The organism is Polaromonas sp. P1_F9, from assembly GCF_056405615.1.
This window is the reverse complement of record NZ_JBFUBT010000002.1, coordinates 542,664-557,890: the sequence shown is the minus strand read 5'-3', so window position 1 is coordinate 557,890 and position 15,227 is coordinate 542,664. Positions and strand designations below refer to the sequence as shown.

General features: G+C 62.8%; 13 protein-coding genes. 8 read left to right on the top strand and 5 right to left on the bottom strand.

Annotated features, from left to right (window positions below; translation table 11 throughout):
• Window positions 1–49 precede the first annotated feature (49 nt).
• Window positions 50–1,615 carry a murein biosynthesis integral membrane protein MurJ gene (murJ, locus tag AC1DYR_RS07910; RefSeq protein ID WP_477704606.1) on the top strand — a complete coding sequence of 522 codons (1,566 nt, stop codon included), beginning with the start codon at window positions 50–52 and terminating at the stop codon, window positions 1,613–1,615.
• Window positions 1,616–1,689: 74 nt separating this feature from the next.
• The gene (locus tag AC1DYR_RS07905; protein WP_457279301.1) at window positions 1,690–2,541 is read left to right on the top strand and encodes a SirB1 family protein; all 852 of its coding nucleotides are present in this window, start codon (window positions 1,690–1,692) and stop codon (window positions 2,539–2,541) included.
• A gap of 93 nt (window positions 2,542–2,634) precedes the next feature.
• Here the strand turns inward: AC1DYR_RS07905 and AC1DYR_RS07900 are convergent, their stop codons facing one another.
• Window positions 2,635–3,558, bottom strand: coding sequence for a LysR family transcriptional regulator (locus tag AC1DYR_RS07900; RefSeq protein WP_477704605.1), 924 nt, complete (start codon window positions 3,556–3,558; stop codon window positions 2,635–2,637).
• Window positions 3,559–3,715: 157 nt separating this feature from the next.
• On the opposite strand from AC1DYR_RS07900, the gene metE reads away from it, so the two are divergent.
• Entirely contained in the window at window positions 3,716–6,064 is a 2,349-nt protein-coding gene (gene metE, locus AC1DYR_RS07895; protein ID WP_477704604.1) for a 5-methyltetrahydropteroyltriglutamate--homocysteine S-methyltransferase, read from the top strand.
• Between the two features lie 33 nt (window positions 6,065–6,097).
• Here metE and AC1DYR_RS07890 read toward each other — a convergent pair whose 3' ends face one another.
• From AC1DYR_RS07890 to purM, 3 genes are all read right to left on the bottom strand, one after another.
• The gene (locus AC1DYR_RS07890) at window positions 6,098–7,075 is read right to left on the bottom strand and encodes a division plane positioning ATPase MipZ (RefSeq protein WP_477704603.1); all 978 of its coding nucleotides are present in this window, start codon (window positions 7,073–7,075) and stop codon (window positions 6,098–6,100) included.
• 329 nt (window positions 7,076–7,404) lie between these two features.
• Window positions 7,405–8,625, bottom strand: coding sequence for an MFS transporter (locus tag AC1DYR_RS07885; RefSeq protein WP_477704602.1), 1,221 nt, complete (start codon window positions 8,623–8,625; stop codon window positions 7,405–7,407).
• A gap of 29 nt (window positions 8,626–8,654) precedes the next feature.
• Window positions 8,655–9,695 carry a phosphoribosylformylglycinamidine cyclo-ligase gene (purM, locus tag AC1DYR_RS07880; protein WP_477704601.1) on the bottom strand — a complete coding sequence of 347 codons (1,041 nt, stop codon included), beginning with the start codon at window positions 9,693–9,695 and terminating at the stop codon, window positions 8,655–8,657.
• Between the two features lie 178 nt (window positions 9,696–9,873).
• Between purM and AC1DYR_RS07875 the strand changes: the two genes are divergently transcribed.
• The 5 genes from AC1DYR_RS07875 to folK are packed head-to-tail and all read left to right on the top strand — an operon-like array spanning window position 9,874 to window position 14,506.
• On the top strand, window positions 9,874–10,950 hold the full coding sequence (locus tag AC1DYR_RS07875) for an AI-2E family transporter (RefSeq protein WP_477704600.1): 1,077 nt from the start codon (window positions 9,874–9,876) through the stop codon (window positions 10,948–10,950).
• A 34-nt stretch (window positions 10,951–10,984) separates the two neighbouring features.
• Window positions 10,985–11,671 (top strand): DnaA regulatory inactivator Hda, encoded by a 687-nt coding sequence (hda, locus tag AC1DYR_RS07870; protein WP_457279795.1) that lies wholly within the window; start codon window positions 10,985–10,987, stop codon window positions 11,669–11,671.
• Between the two features lie 17 nt (window positions 11,672–11,688).
• Entirely contained in the window at window positions 11,689–12,366 is a 678-nt protein-coding gene (locus AC1DYR_RS07865) for an HAD family hydrolase (RefSeq protein ID WP_477704599.1), read from the top strand.
• A 6-nt stretch (window positions 12,367–12,372) separates the two neighbouring features.
• Window positions 12,373–13,995, top strand: a complete 1,623-nt coding sequence (pcnB, locus tag AC1DYR_RS07860) for a polynucleotide adenylyltransferase PcnB (protein WP_477704598.1) — start codon at window positions 12,373–12,375, stop codon at window positions 13,993–13,995.
• Between the two features lie 7 nt (window positions 13,996–14,002).
• On the top strand, window positions 14,003–14,506 hold the full coding sequence (gene folK / locus AC1DYR_RS07855) for a 2-amino-4-hydroxy-6-hydroxymethyldihydropteridine diphosphokinase (RefSeq protein ID WP_477704597.1): 504 nt from the start codon (window positions 14,003–14,005) through the stop codon (window positions 14,504–14,506).
• A 94-nt stretch (window positions 14,507–14,600) separates the two neighbouring features.
• Here the strand turns inward: folK and AC1DYR_RS07850 are convergent, their stop codons facing one another.
• Window positions 14,601–15,200, bottom strand: a complete 600-nt coding sequence (locus AC1DYR_RS07850) for a hypothetical protein (RefSeq protein ID WP_477704596.1) — start codon at window positions 15,198–15,200, stop codon at window positions 14,601–14,603.
• Window positions 15,201–15,227 lie beyond the last annotated feature (27 nt).

Below are 15,227 nucleotides of genomic sequence, written 5' to 3'. Positions count from 1 at the left end.
CCAGCTTGACATTGGTTGGGCGGCGCAAGGCCGAGGCTAAACTCCACGGGTGTCACTTTTCAAATCCGCCTCTACCGTCTCCCTTCTGACCCTGGTCTCCCGAATCACCGGTTTGGTGCGGGAACTGCTGATTGCCTCGACTTTTGGCGCCAGCGCCATGACGGATGCCTTCAATGTGGCATTTCGCATTCCCAACCTGTTCCGGCGGCTGTTTGCCGAGGGGGCTTTCAGCCAGGCTTTTGTGCCGGTGCTGGCCGCCAGCAAGGCCCAAAACGGCGACGCCGAGACCAAGCTGCTGATAGACCGGGTCGCCACTTTACTGGCCTGGGCGCTGCTTTTGACCTGTGTGGCCGGCGTGGCGGCAGCCCCGGTGCTGGTCTGGGCCATGGCCAGCGGCCTGAAGCAGGAGGCGCGCGGCTTCGAGGCCGCCGTGTTCATGACGCGCTGGATGTTTCCTTACATCGGCTTCATGTCGCTGGTAGCGCTGTCCTCGGGCGTGCTCAACACCTGGCGCCGGTTTGCCGTGCCGGCTGCCACGCCGGTACTGCTCAACCTTTCCATGATTCTGGCAGCCTGGCTGGGCGCCCCCTGGTTCAAGACGCACGGGATCGAGCCGGTTTACGCCCTGGGCGGCGGCGTGATGGTGGGCGGCATCCTTCAGCTGGCGGTGCAGGTGCCGGCGCTGTTCCGGCTGGGGCTGCTGCCGCGCATCGGCTGGAACCCTTCTGCGATCAAGGCGGCCTGGGCCGATCCAGCCACCCAAAACATCACCAGGCTCATGGTGCCGGCCCTGCTGGGTGTCAGCGTGGCGCAGATTTCGCTTCTTATCAATACGCAGATCGCTTCGCACCTCACGCCCGGCAGCGTCAGTTGGCTCACCTATGCCGACCGCCTGATGGAGTTCCCGACCGCGATGCTGGGTGTGGCCATCGGTGTGGTGCTGATGCCGCAGCTGTCGGCCGCCAAAGCCGCCGGCGATGCGGCGCGCTATTCGGCCATGCTGGACTGGGGCCTGCGCATTGTGGTGCTGCTGGCCGTTCCCTGTGCCGTGGCCCTGATGACATTTGCCCAGCCGCTGGTCGCCACGCTGTATCACTATGGTGCTTTTACCGACCGCGACGTGCAGCAGACCACTACGGCCTTGATGGGCTACGGCGCGGGCCTGCTGGGACTGGTGGCCATCAAGGTACTGGCGCCCGGTTTTTATGCGAGCCAGGACATCAAGACGCCGGTGCGTATTGCCGTGGCCGTGCTGGTGGTGACACAGCTGCTCAATCTGGCGCTGGTGCCGTTTTTGCAACACGCGGGGCTGGCGCTGGCCATCGGTATTGGTGCGCTCATCAACGCGCTCTGGCTGCTGTGGGGGCTCAAGCGGCGCGGCAGCTACACGCCGGCGCCCGGTTGGGGTATGTTTTCGGCACAGGTGGTGGGCGCCAGTGCATTGCTGGCGGTTTTCCTGCTGTGGGCGGCCGGGGCCGTGAACTGGGTCGGTCTGAAAGGCCAGTACCTGGAGAGAATAGGGCTGCTGGCGCTTGTCCTGTTTGCGTCGGGCGCTATTTATTTTATAGCGCTGTGGGCGTCGGGCCTGAAGGTGCGAAAACTCCTGAAACACTGAGCTGTCGCCTTTTTCAGACTCTTCAAGGGCATTCCTTGATTCCCTTTTTGCGCCGGTTTATGAGACAGTAGGGTATGCAATTAAATCTGACCGTACCGTCTCCATTGCAGTATTTCTCCAGCCTTGTGGAAAGCGACGAGCATTTCCCCTTGCTGGAGGCCGCCGTCAGCCTGGCGCAGGACGAATACCCCGACCTTGATGTGCAGCAGGTGCTGGGCGATGTAGACCAGCTGCTGGCCCGCCTCAAGCGCCGCCTGCCTGCCGATGCTCCCGCGCTGCAGCGCCTGCGGGCACTGAACCAGTTCTTCTTTCACGACCTGAACTTCGGCGGCAACGTCAACGATTACTACGACCCCGACAACAGCTACCTGAATGCCGTGCTGCGCACACGCCGCGGCATTCCCATCACGCTGGCGGTGCTATGGCTTGAGCTGGCCCTGGGCCTGGGCCTCAACGCGCGCGGCGTGGCCTTTCCCGGGCATTTCATGGTGAAGGTCAACCTGCCCAAAGGCCAGGTTGTGATTGATCCGTTCAGCGGCCAGTCGCTCAGCCGCGAAGAGTTGTCCGAGCGGCTGGAGCCTTTCCGGCAACGCAGCAGCGCCGACGAAGAGTTTGAGGTGCCGATGGGCCTGTACCTGCAGTCGGCGCCGCCGCGCGAAATCATCAGCCGCATGCTGCGCAATCTCAAGGAAATCCACAAGACACAGGAAGACTGGCAGCGCCTGATCCCCGTGCAGGACCGCCTGATTGTTCTGCAGCCGGAAGCATGGACTGAATACCGCGACCGCGGCCTGGCCTGGGCCGCGCATGGCGAGCCCGAACGGGCCATTGCCGACCTGGAAATCTATCTTGCCAACGCCGAAGACGCGCTTGACATTGACACCATGGCCGAGCGGCTGACCCAGCTGCGCCAGAGCCGTCACTGAGTCGCCCTGCCATCTCCCTGGTTTTCCCCGGCTATTTGCTATTGATTTGATAGCTGTTTGTGCTTGTCCGAAGCGCGCTACGGCCACTTTTTCTCAAAGAAGTTCAATCTCGCTGAGCGTGAGAAAGCAGCTTTCCCGTGTGATCGCCACAAAGTCTTCCAGCCAGGGCCGGCCTGACATGGCTTGCGTGCACGCGACATAGAGGCGCCCAGTCAGGCCCTTTTTGCCCACCGGCCTTGCGGTCACGTAACCCCGGTCCAGATAACTTTGCACGGCCCATTTGGGCAGGGCGGCGATGCCGCGGCCACTGGCCACCAGTTGCAGCATGGCAATCGTCAGCTCGGTGGTACGGCGGGCAGGCCTGACGCCGGCCGGCTCCAGCACCTGGCGCACCACGTCGAGCATTTCGTCGGGTACCGGGTAGGTGATCAGGGTTTCGTTGGCGAAGTCCCTGGCCGTGAGATGCGTTTTGGCCGTCAGCGGATGCTCGTTCGCCAGCAGCGCCATGATTTCAAAGCGGAACAGCGGGTGGAAATCGACGGTTTCGCTGGCGTCTTCTTCCGAGACGATGGCGATGTCGGCGCGGTCCTGCAGCACGAGTGCAATCGGGTCGGGGTGAAAGCCCGAAACAATGTCCAGTTCCACCTCGGGCCAGCGTGAGCGAAACGAATCCATGGCCGGCATCAGCCAGTCAAAACAGGTATGGCATTCCACCGCGATGCGCAACTGGCCTGAACGCCCGGTGGCCAGCCGCGCCACATCGCGCTCGGCTTCCTCGACTTGCGGCAGCACCGCGTCGGCCAGCGCCAGCAGCCTGAGGCCCGTGGTGCTGAACTGCGGGGGTACGGACTTGCGCTCGAATAGCGGCGTGGCGTAGCGCTCTTCGAGCAGCTTGACCTGATGCGAGAGTGCCGACTGCGTGAGGTTGAGCAATTGCGCCGCGCGCACCAGGCTGCCGCTGTCGCGCAGGGCGGTCAGCGTGCGCAGGTGGCGCAGTTCAAGGATAGACAAGCTCATCAGTTATTCCCTGCAGATCGATCAGCAGATTAATCAGCAAATTAATCGGTGAATCAATTATTTTCATGTTGAAAGGCAATATCTTTCGTTTGAATAATAGTTGAATCTGGCCGACCATGCGTGCTTCTGTGATTGATTTGCATTGGGAGATAACTGGATGGTCCACACACATACCCTGGGTTTTCCGCGCATGGGCGCGAACCGGGAACTGAAATTCGCGCTCGAAAAACACTGGCGCGGCGAGAGTGACCTGGCTGCACTGGAAGCCACCGGAGCCGGCCTGCGCGAGCAGCACTGGGCCGTGCAGAAAGAAGCCGGGCTGGACTTTGTCACGGTAGGCGACTTCGCTTTTTACGACCACGTGGCCAATCACATCCAGATGTTGGGGTGCGAACCTGTGCGTTTCGGTTTTACCGGTCAGGAAGCTGCTTTGAGCCGCTACTTCGCCATGGCGCGCGGCGTGAATGCGCACAAAGACCACACACACAGTGCCGACTGTGCGTGCGCGGATGGCAAGGCGGGCGGCAGCAGCTTCGCACTGGAAATGACCAAATGGTTTGACACCAACTACCACTACCTGGTGCCCGAATTCAATGCAGGGACGCAATTCAGCCTTGTTTCGGAGCGCCTCTTCGACGAAGTGGCGCAAGCCCAGGGCGCCGGCCACCGGGTCAAGGCGGTGCTGCTCGGGCCACTGAGCTTTCTGTGGCTTGGCAAGGAAAAGACAGGCGGCGAAGAGCCCGGCTTTGACCGCTTCAGCCTGCTCGACAAACTATTGCCGGTGTATGCGCAGATTCTCGGGCGGTTGAAGGCGCAAGGTGTGGAGTGGGTTCAGATGGACGAGCCCATCCTGGGCCTGGATTTGCCCGAGCAGTGGCGCTACGCCTTTGAGCGCAGCTATTCGCAGCTTGCCCGCAACGCACCCCAGCTGCTGCTGGCCACCTACTTTTCGCCGCTGGCCGACAACCTGAGGCTGGCCTGCCAGCTGCCGGTGGCGGGCTTGCATGTCGATGCGGTGCGTGCGCCCGAGGAACTGGTGGGGGTGGCCGACTGGCTGCCTGCACACAAGGTGCTGTCGGTGGGTATTGTGGACGGCCGCAACATCTGGCGCACAGACCCCGATGCGGCATTGGCGAAGCTGCGCGCGGTGACAGCCAGGCACCAGGGCGAACTCTGGATCGCGCCCTCCTGCTCGCTGTTGCACGTGCCTTTCAGCCTTGCCGCCGAGAGCGCGCTGGATGCGGAACTGCGCGCCTGGCTCGCCTTTGCTGTGGAAAAACTGGGCGAACTGCGCATGTTGCGCGCGGCGTTCACGGGAGAAGAGTCTCTGGTTGCCAGGGAGCTTGCTTCAGCCCGCGCAGCTGTTGCGGCGCGCCGGCGCAGCCCCCGTGTGCACCGGGCCGACGTGGCATTGCGTCTTGCACGCAGCGTTGCAGGCGACGATTGCCGCAGCTCGCCGTTTCCGGTGCGCCAGGCCCTGCAGCGCGCCCGCCTTGCGCTGCCGCCGCTGCCCACCACTACCATCGGCTCCTTCCCGCAGACGCCGGAGATCCGCGCTGCGCGCGCAGCGTTCAAACGCGGCGAACTCGGCGCGGCGGGCTACCGTGAAAAAATGGAAGCCGAGATTGCGCTGGCGGTACGCAAGCAGGAGGCACTAGGCCTTGACGTCCTGGTGCATGGGGAAGCCGAGCGCAACGACATGGTCGAGTACTTCGGCGAGCAGCTTGACGGCTTTGCCTTCACCGCCAACGGCTGGGTGCAGTCCTACGGCTCGCGCTGCGTCAAACCGCCGGTGATCTTCGGCGACGTGGCGAGACCTGCACCCATGACGGTCGAATGGACGGCGCATGCGCAGAGCCTGACGAAGCTGCCGATGAAAGGCATGCTGACCGGCCCCGTCACCATCCTGCAATGGTCCTTTGTGCGCGACGACCAGCCGCGCAGCCTGACCTGCGAGCAGATCGCCTGGGCCATACGCGACGAAGTGGTAGACCTTGAGAGGGCCGGCATCGGCATCATCCAGATCGACGAGCCGGCCATTCGCGAAGGATTGCCGCTGCGCCGTGCGAGCTGGGCCGCGTACCTGCGCACCGCCACGCGGGCTTTTCGCATCAGTGCCTCGGGTGTGCGCGACGAGACGCAAATCCACACCCACATGTGCTACGCCGAATTCAACGACATCCTGCCGGAAATCGCTGCAATGGACGCCGACGTGATCACCATCGAGACCAGCCGTTCCGACATGGAACTGCTGCGCGGCTTTGGCGCCTTCAGGTATCCCAATGAAATCGGGCCCGGCGTGTATGACATCCATTCGCCGCGCGTTCCGACCGTGGACGCCATGGTGCGCTTGCTGCGAAAGGCCGCCAGCGTGATCCCGGCGGAAAACCTCTGGATCAATCCCGACTGCGGGCTGAAAACGCGGGGCTGGCCGGAAACCGAAGCGGCGCTCGGCAACATGGTGCGGGCCGCGCAAGAAGTGCGCAAGCAGCTGGCAGCTTCCTGACGCGGTGCGCCGGACGCCGGGAGGAAGGGCGAGTCAGGTGCCGCGCTTGAGGAAATGCGGAATCTGCATGCCGTCAGGGGAATCCACATTGCGCGACATGGCCGGCGCCGTGCTGACCTGCACAGGTCGGCCGACCGCGCGTGCGGTGCTTTGTGAGGACATGCGCGCGCCATGCACCAGGGATTCCTGCGCGGGCATGAGGCTGTTGGGAAGCGAGCTGCCCAGGCGCGCGGACGCGGCTTTGGCAGCGGGCGGTGGGTTGAGCAACCGGGCACCCAGCGTTGCGGCGGTCGAAGGCAGGGGCGCGATCATCCGGACCGGGGCTTTGGCCGGCACTGTCGCGTGCCCCCTTTCGGGCGCGTCGTTGGCGGCTTGCGGCGGATACAACGTGGGGCGCAGCCACTCCAGGATCGGTTGCCACTGCTGCAGGTCTTGCGTTGCGGCGCTGGCCGGCAAGTCAAATATCGTCATGCCGCGCTCCAGGCTGCGTACATACAGCTGGGTTTCGCGCAGGGCGCCCAGGAAAGGCATGCCCAGGCTTTCAGACCACGCCTGCAGCGTTTTCGCGGCACTGGTGCGCCCGTCGATCCGCATGCCCACCGTGGCGAGCCGGCAGCGGCCGCTGGCTACGCGCGGCAACGCCATCAGCTCGGCGTGGCACTGCGCGGCCGATTCACGGTCAAACATCGAATTGCACACCGGCATGACGATGACATCGGCAAACATCACCACGCGCGCCAGCTCAAAGCCGTGCATGCCGCCCGGCGTGTCAAGCACCACGTGCGTGATGCCGGTAGGCACACGCAGCATGTTTTTCTGGTCGACGGCCCAGGGCGCGATGGCGGGCAGCGCGGGGTCCCGTCGCTTGAGCCAGCTTCGCGCCGACTGCTGGCGGTCTACATCGCCCAGCATGACCGAGCTGCCATTGCGCGCGCACCACGCGGCCACATGCGCGGCGAGTGTGCTCTTGCCACTGCCTCCCTTGCGGTTGACGACTGCAATAACGGGCATGGATGCTCCAGGGGCGGGTTGGGGGATCAACGGAACCGATGGAACAGTTTGATACAAAAATCGGCAAAAGTCCAGCGAAGCTAATCAGCATGGGCGCAAGCAGCTAGTATTTTTGTAGCACTTCAGTGGCGATGATGTCCGGCGATGTTTTGCGGCTCGCTTGTTATCGACCTTCCGCTGATTCAACTTCTGCCGCATTCCCGGCTGCGTCTCTCAGCCATCCCTTCAGCCACCGGCACGCCTTAAGCCCAATAACAACGAGCGCAAGCAGCTATTAAATTGATAGCGACTCAAAGGCGGATTCATCAACTGCGACGGGTGCCACACCGTCACTGCGAGGACCTGTGCCACCCCCACAGCATGACCAGCGCCACCAGGCAAAAAACGGCGCCTGCGGCAAAGGTGGCTGGTGCGCCCAACTGGTCCCACAGCACGCCGGCCAGAGTGCTGGCCACCAGCATGGCCAGGCCGCTGACCAGGTTGAAAAAGCCAAAGGCGGTGCCGCGCAGCTCGGGTGGGGCTGTTTCGGCCACCATGGTGGCAAGCAGGCCCTGGGACATGGCCATGTGCAGTCCCCACAGTGCAATCCCGGCCGCAAGCCAGAGGCCAGGTTGGCTCCAGTGCCCGCTTGACGCCAGCAGCACATCGGCCGCGATCAGCACCACCAGCGCCCAGGCCAGCAAGGTGGTGTGGCTGAGTGTGTCCGACAGCTTGCCAAATGGGTAGGCGCCCATCGCAAAGACGATGTTCATGCCGATCAGCACCAGCGGCGTGTAGGCAACCGGCAGGCCGATCTGCAGTGCGCGTAACAGCAAAAAGGCTTCGCTGAAGCGGGCCAGTGTGAACACGGCGCCGATGGCAACCACACGCCAGTAGGGCGCGCTCAGGCGCTGCAGGTTGGCCTTGCTGATCGGGTTGACCCGCGGCGCCTCCCCCGGTTTGCTGGAGATGCGCACGGGTTCCTGCACGCCGAACAGCAGCAGGGCCACCGACAGCGCGCCCGGAATAATGGCCACCCAGAAAATCGCCCGGAAGTCATTGGCCCAGAGCAGCATCAGGCCCATGGCCAGCAGCGGCCCGACAAAAGCCCCCACGGTGTCCAGCGACTGGCGCAGCCCGAAAGCCGCGCCGCGCATGCCAGGTGGCGCCAGGTCGGCGACCAGCGCATCGCGTGGCGCGCCGCGTATGCCTTTGCCCACCCGGTCTACCAGCCGTGCAGCGAGCACTAGGCCCGATGTGGTCGCCAGCGCAAAGAGCGGCTTGGACGCCGCGCCCAGCCCGTAGCCCAGCAATGCCAGCGGTTTGCGTTTGCCCCAGTAGTCGCTGAGCACACCGGAGAACACCTTGACGATAAGGGCGGTGGCTTCGGCAAAACCTTCGATCAGTCCGACAGCCCAGACGCTGGTGCCCAGCACCGTCACCATGAAAACGGGCAGCAGGCTGTGGATCATCTCGGAAGAAATGTCCATGAGCAGGCTGACAAAGCCCAGCGCCCAGATGCCTGCGGGAAGGCGGGGCGCGCTGGTTGAGGGTGGGGTGGTTGGCGGCATAAGGCGTCTGGTTTGCCGCGCCTGGCGGTTTAGCCGACGGTGACGGCGGCGCCGTCGCCCTTGGGCGCGATCACACCGATTTCATACACCTGCTCGCCGGCGTCACGCAGGGTTTTGGCTGTGGCTTGCGCATTGGCGGCGTCCACCACGACGACCATGCCGATGCCGTTGTTGAAGGTGCGGTTCATCTCGAAGTCGTCAATGCCGGCGGTTTTTTGCAGCCAGGCGAACAGCTCGGTCTGCGGCCAGCTGCCCTTTTTGAGGTGGGCGGCCGTACCTTCGGGCAGCACGCGCGGAATGTTTTCCAGCAAGCCGCCGCCGGTGATGTGGGCCAGCGCCTTGATCGGGTGGGCAGCCAGCGCAGCCAGCACGTTCTTGACGTAGAGGCGCGTAGGCTCCATCAGGGCCTGCTTGAAAGGCTTGCCGTCAAGCTTCGCCGGAGCAGCTGCGCCGGCGCGTTCAATGCACTTGCGCACCAGGCTGAAACCGTTGGAATGCGCACCGCTGCTGGCCAGGCCCAGCACCACATCGCCGGCCTTAACGTCTTTGCCGGTGAGGATTTTTGACTTTTCCACCGCACCGACGGCGAAGCCGGCCAGGTCGTACTCACCCGCCGGGTACATGCCGGGCATTTCGGCGGTTTCGCCGCCAATCAGGGCGCAACCGCTGAGCTCGCAACCTTTGGCAATACCGCCGACCACGGCTGCAGCCGTGTCCACATCCAGCTTGCCGCAGGCGAAGTAGTCCAGAAAAAACAGCGGCTCGGCGCCTTGTACCAGCACGTCATTGACACTCATGGCCACCAGGTCGATGCCCACGGTGTCGTGCATCTGCCATTCAAAGGCCAGCTTGAGTTTGGTGCCCACGCCATCCGTGCCGCTGACCAGGACGGGTTCCTTGTAGCGCTTGGGCACCTCAAACAAGGCGCCAAAACCGCCAATACCTGCCAAAACGCCCTCCCGCATGGTCTTTTTGGCCAGCGGCTTGATGCGCTCGACCAGCGCGTCACCTGCGTCGATGTCGACGCCTGCGTCTTTGTAGCTCAGGGGGGAAGTGGAGGAGGTGGTCATGTGTCGGCTTTGATGCAGTGGGAGGGCAGGCGGTCAGAAGGCGGATTTGCAGCCCGGAAGCGGCCTGCAAGCCCGATAGAATTCAGCCTGAGATTCTAAAGGCTGCCCATCAGGTGCCTTTCGGGCCTTTCCAGGGACTTCTCCAACGTTCCTTCCGGCAAGCTCAACCCAAGGCTGTATGCAATTCACCACCACCCAAAAACGCGCCGCCACCTGGTGCGCCATCGCCGCGCTGGTCATCCTGGCGCTGTGGCTGCTGGGGCCGGTGCTGGCGCCCTTTGTCATTGCAGCCGTGCTGGCCTATGCGTTGACGCCGCTCGTGAACCGGCTGGACGACATGGGCAAAGGCCGCCTGCCGCGCGTGGTGGCGGTGGTCATGGTGGAGTTCCTCTTCATCGTGGCGCTGTTCGGCCTCTTTTTGCTGATTGTGCCCATCATGGCCAAGGAGCTGCCTGTGCTGCGCGAGCAGGTGCCGTTGCTGGCCGACAGGCTCAACACCAGCCTGGCGCCGTGGCTGGCGCAGTTCGGCATCCATGTCGCGCTGGACGTCGGCAGCATCAAGGCCTTTGTACTCAAGTACCTCAATGCCAATTTTGAAGATTTGTTCGGCTCGCTGATGTCGTCACTCAAGCTGGGCGGCAGCGTGGCGCTCGCCATCATCGGCAATGCGGTGCTGATTCCCGTGGCGCTGTTTTACCTGCTGATGGACTGGGATAAATTTGTCGCCCGTGTGCTTGAACTGGTGCCGCCGCACCTGCGCGCGGGTTTTGACAGCTTCACTGACGAAGCCGACTCGGTGCTGGGCCAGTACCTGCGCGGCCAGCTGCTGGTGATGCTGATCATGGCGGTGTTTTATGCGGTGGGGCTGGCGCTGTTCGGCCTGGATCTGGCCCTGCCCATCGGCGTTTTCACGGGCCTGGCGATGTTCATCCCTTACCTGGGCTTTGGCCTGGGCCTGATGCTCGCGGTGCTGGCCGGGCTGCTGGAGTTCGCTTCGCTCAAGGCGCTCGTCATGGTGGCCGTGGTCTATGGCATTGGGCAGCTGTTGGAAAGCCTGTATCTCACGCCGCGGCTGGTGGGTGAGCGCATCGGCCTGCATCCGCTGGCGGTGATCTTTGCCTTGCTGGCTTTCGGCCAGATGTTCGGCTTTGTCGGTGTGCTGGTGGCGCTGCCGGCCAGTGCGGTGCTGCTGGTGGGCATACGCCGCATTAAAGCCAGCTATATGGCCAGCCGGCTTTACAACAAGGCCGGCTAAGGCTGAACAGGGTCAGGATGAACGCATGGCGGGCATGAAACAGATTGCGCTGGACATCGGGCTGGCTTCCGCCCCGTCCTTCGCCAATTTTTTTGGCGGGCCGAACGAAGCCGCGCTCCGGCACCTGGAACTGTGGGCCGGCAACACGCTGCGCTCCCCGGTGCCCACCTACCTCTGGGGTGAAGCCGCCAGCGGCAAAACGCATTTGCTGAAAGCCGTGCGCGAAGCGCTGCGCGAGCAGGGCGCCGCCAGCGGCTGGATGGACGCCTCCATGCTCGAGCCGCCCGAGTTCAACGAATCGTGGGCGGCCGTCATCCTGGACGACTGCCATCTCTACACCGCGGTGCAGCAGCAGGCGGCCTTCAACTGGTTTGTCAACGCGCTCAGCGCGCCCGACGGCCGCCCGCGTTGGGTGCTGGCCGCTGGCCAGATGCCGCCGGCCGACCTGGCCCTGCGCGAAGACCTGCGCACCCGGCTGGGCTGGGGCCATGTGTTTGCCCTGCAAGCCCTGACCGAACCCGAGCGGCGCGCCGTGTTACGGCGCGAGGCCGATGCACGCGGCGTGTTCCTGAGCGACGAGGCCATGGATTTCATGCTGACCCGCTTTTCGCGCGACCTGGGCAGCCTGATGCAGCTGCTCGACCAGCTGGACGCCTATGCCCTGCAAACCAAACGGGCCATCACGATTCCCCTGATCAAATCGATGCTGGAGAGCGAATAAGTGACTGTGACTGCGAAATGACTGCTTCCCGCAAGATTGCCTTATTTGACCTGGATCACACGCTGATCCCTATCGATTCCGACTACGAATGGGGCGAATTCACCATTGCGCTGGGCTGGTGCGACAGCACCGAGTTCAAGCGCCGCAACAACGAATTTTTTGAGCACTACCGCGCCGGCACGCTCGACATCCACGAATACGTGCGCTTTGCCACTGAAGCCATCCGCAAGCAGGGCGCTATCAATTCAGGAGCTGGTCACGCACGATTCATGCGGGACGTGGTGCAAAAAGCCATCACAAAACAGGCGCTGGCGCTGGTAGATGGCCACAGGGCTGCGGGCGATGAACTGGTCATCGTCACCGCCACCAACGAGTTCGTCACACGGCCGATTGCCGATGCTTTCGGCGTGAAAGAGCTGATTGCGGTTGAGCTGGAACGTGACGCTGACGGCTGGGTGACCGGCGAGATCCAGGGCACCCCCTCAGCCCGTGAAGGCAAGGTCACCCGCATGGAACAATGGCTGGCAGCTCGAAACCTGGGCTGGAATGACGTGGAAACCACGTTTTACACCGACTCCATGAACGATATTGCCCTGCTGGAGAAGGCCACCCACCCTGTCGCCACCAACCCGGACGCCCGCCTGCGGGCCCTGGCGGCAGAGCGCGGATGGCGCATACTTGACCTGTTTCACTAGTTTTTCATGATCAAAAAATTTATCGACAAGCTGTTTGGCAAATCAGACAGCGCAGATCCCGGCGCCAAGCGGGTCAAAAAATCACCTTTCGGTCAGCGCCAGGATGTCACCGTCAAGGAGCACGGCATTGACGTGTCGTTGGTGGACGACCGCGCCATGGACGTTGTGCGCACCCTGAAAGACGCCGGCTACGAGGCCTATATCGTCGGCGGTGCAGTGCGTGACCTGCTGGTCGGCTTGCGCCCCAAGGACTTTGATGTCGCCACAGATGCCACGCCCGAGCAGGTCAAGTCGCTGTTTCGCCGCGCCTTCATCATCGGGCGGCGCTTTCGCATCGTGCACGTCATTTATGGCCGTGGGCGTGAGCACGAAGTGATCGAGGTCTCGACCTTCCGCGCGCACCTTGACAGCAGTCTGGCCGAACAGGTCGGCGGCAACGAGCGCACCAGCAAAAGCGAACTCGCCGGCATGAAGCATGCGGTCGATGCGTCGGGCCGAGTGCTGCGCGACAACGTCTGGGGCCCTATCGAGCAGGACGCCGCGCGCCGCGACTTCACCATCAACGCGATGTACTACGACCCCGAGACGCAGGTGGTGGTCGACTATCACAACGGCATCAGGGACGCCAAGAAAAAGATCATCCGCATGATCGGCAACCCGGCCGTGCGCTACCGCGAAGACCCGGTACGCATCATCCGCGCCGTGCGCTTTGCCGCCAAGCTCAGCGCGCTGGGCTTCAAGTTTGAAGACAAGACCGTCGCCCCGCTACGCGAGATGAAGGGCCTGCTGGCCGACGTGCCGCAGTCGCGCCTTTTTGACGAAATGCTCAAGCTGCTGCAGACCGGCCATTCGCTGGCCAGCATCGCGCAGCTCAAGTTCCTCGGCCTGGGTACCGGCATTTATCCGCTGCTCGACGTGGTGGTGGAAAACGCCGACGAACCTTTCCTGAAGCTCGCCTTGCAAGACACCGACCGCCGTGTTGGCGAAAGCAAGCCGGTGGCGCCCAGCTTCTTGCTGTCGTGCGTGCTGTGGTTTGACGTGCGCGAAGGCTGGGAGCGGCGCAAGAAACGCGGCGAGCACCTCATGCCCGCGCTGCAGGATGCGATTGACGATGCCTTCAACGCCAAGATCGGCGATGTCTCGGGCCGCGGCAAGCTGGGCACCGACATGCGCGAGATCTGGACCATGCAGCCCCGCTTTGAAAAGCGCACCGGCAGCGCGCCGTACTCCCTGCTGGACCAGCCCCGCTTCCGCGCCGGCTTTGATTTCCTGCGCCTGCGCGCGCAGACCGGCGAGATCGACATGGAACTCGCCGAGTGGTGGGAGAAATTCAGCACCGCCTACGACGACGAGCGCCACGCCATGATTGAAGAGGCGCGCCGCGAGCAGCAGAGCAAGCCGCAGGCGCCGCGGGTTCGCGTCAAGCGTGTTGATGCGGAGCCTGGTTCGGTGCATGCCGAACGCGCGACGCCTGATTCGGCCGATGCGTCCGGCGAACAAGGCGATACCGCCCCCGCCAAAAAACGCCGCCGCCGCCGCAAGCCGGCCAATCGCGGTGGCGCGGGCGGGGCTGAAGGCGTAGATGGCGAGGCTTCTTCGCCTTCATCGGACAGCACTCCCAACGTCTGAGGTTGACATGGTTCGTGCCTACGTAGCCCTGGGCGCCAACCTCGGCGATGCCGTAGCAGCACTACGGCGAGCTGTGCATGCGATAGGCCAGTTGCCGCTCACTGAGGTCAGCCAATCCTCCAGCCTATATAAAACAGCCCCACTCAATACCGATGCGGGCGAGGAGTCTGCGGCGCCCGGCAACGACTACCTCAACGCCGTCGTCGAAGTGGAAACCGGTTTGACCGCTCCTGCTCTGCTAAGCCACCTGCAGCAGATCGAGCAACAAGCCGGCCGTGAAAGGCCCTACCGCAACGCACCGCGCACGCTGGACCTGGATGTGCTGCTCTACGGCAGCGCGCACATCGAATCCGAACACCTCACGGTGCCGCACCCGCGTATGACACAGCGGGCCTTTGTGCTGGTGCCGTTGGCGGAACTCGCACCGAGCTTGGTCAGTACGGAGCATCTGGATGCAGTGGAGCATCAGTGCGTTGAGCGGCTGAATCCATTGGTTGACCCACAGAGATAAATCTTTGTTGATCAGTATTCGTTCTTGTCCCGTTCTGCCACCCCTTACGGAGCTAGCTAGGGGGACGTTTGGAGCGGGTAGCTGACAACGGCTATTACATTAGCGAGATTTCGGCATCGGCCACGGGGCCGCAGGGATGGTAGAGCATGGCTCCATCACCAGCGTAGCGCATGTTCAGCAATCCGTGGCTCGACGGGTTTGTATAGAACACGACGTAAGCGGCTTGCGGAGGAACGTCAAACTCAGAAAGAAAAGACGGGAAAATTCCCTTGGCCCATTGTCCCCTTGCAACCAAAGGTCTTTTCTCGACCGTGGACAGCTCTTGAAATGAGGTATTAAGGAAAGTTGCTTGTGGGCAGAAAACCTGAGAGTACTTAACTGACTCTACGGCCGACGATCCAGTTATAAAAGTACGGACCAGAAGGCGCTTGGACAAGGCAGGCGGCAACGAATACGCCACAAAGTAGCTTTTCCCCGTGGGGAATCCGTAGACAGGGGAAAGTTCACCTAATGTAATCTTCGTCAGACCTTCTGTTGCCAGAGGGCTGTACGGAAATTCCGCAGGCGATTTACAGCAAGCCGGCTTAGCCTCAACTCTGGTAGTTAACTCCGGAACTGTGGCACATGCCGATAGAAAAATCGACAGTCCGAGTACAACCGTTTTATATCTTTTCACTGCTGGGTTTTTCGCCACGATTTACCTTCCTGAGTGTTGCCTCGT

Coding starts and splice junctions, on each gene's coding strand:
- AC1DYR_RS07905 (WP_457279301.1), top strand. CDS start 1,690: ATGCAATTAAATCTGACCGTACCGTCTCCATTGCAGTATTTCTCCAGC.
- AC1DYR_RS07900 (WP_477704605.1), bottom strand. CDS start 3,558: ATGAGCTTGTCTATCCTTGAACTGCGCCACCTGCGCACGCTGACCGCC.
- metE (WP_477704604.1), top strand. CDS start 3,716: ATGGTCCACACACATACCCTGGGTTTTCCGCGCATGGGCGCGAACCGG.
- AC1DYR_RS07890 (WP_477704603.1), bottom strand. CDS start 7,075: ATGCCCGTTATTGCAGTCGTCAACCGCAAGGGAGGCAGTGGCAAGAGC.
- AC1DYR_RS07885 (WP_477704602.1), bottom strand. CDS start 8,625: ATGCCGCCAACCACCCCACCCTCAACCAGCGCGCCCCGCCTTCCCGCA.
- purM (WP_477704601.1), bottom strand. CDS start 9,695: ATGACCACCTCCTCCACTTCCCCCCTGAGCTACAAAGACGCAGGCGTC.
- AC1DYR_RS07875 (WP_477704600.1), top strand. CDS start 9,874: ATGCAATTCACCACCACCCAAAAACGCGCCGCCACCTGGTGCGCCATC.
- hda (WP_457279795.1), top strand. CDS start 10,985: ATGAAACAGATTGCGCTGGACATCGGGCTGGCTTCCGCCCCGTCCTTC.
- AC1DYR_RS07865 (WP_477704599.1), top strand. CDS start 11,689: ATGACTGCTTCCCGCAAGATTGCCTTATTTGACCTGGATCACACGCTG.
- pcnB (WP_477704598.1), top strand. CDS start 12,373: ATGATCAAAAAATTTATCGACAAGCTGTTTGGCAAATCAGACAGCGCA.
- folK (WP_477704597.1), top strand. CDS start 14,003: ATGGTTCGTGCCTACGTAGCCCTGGGCGCCAACCTCGGCGATGCCGTA.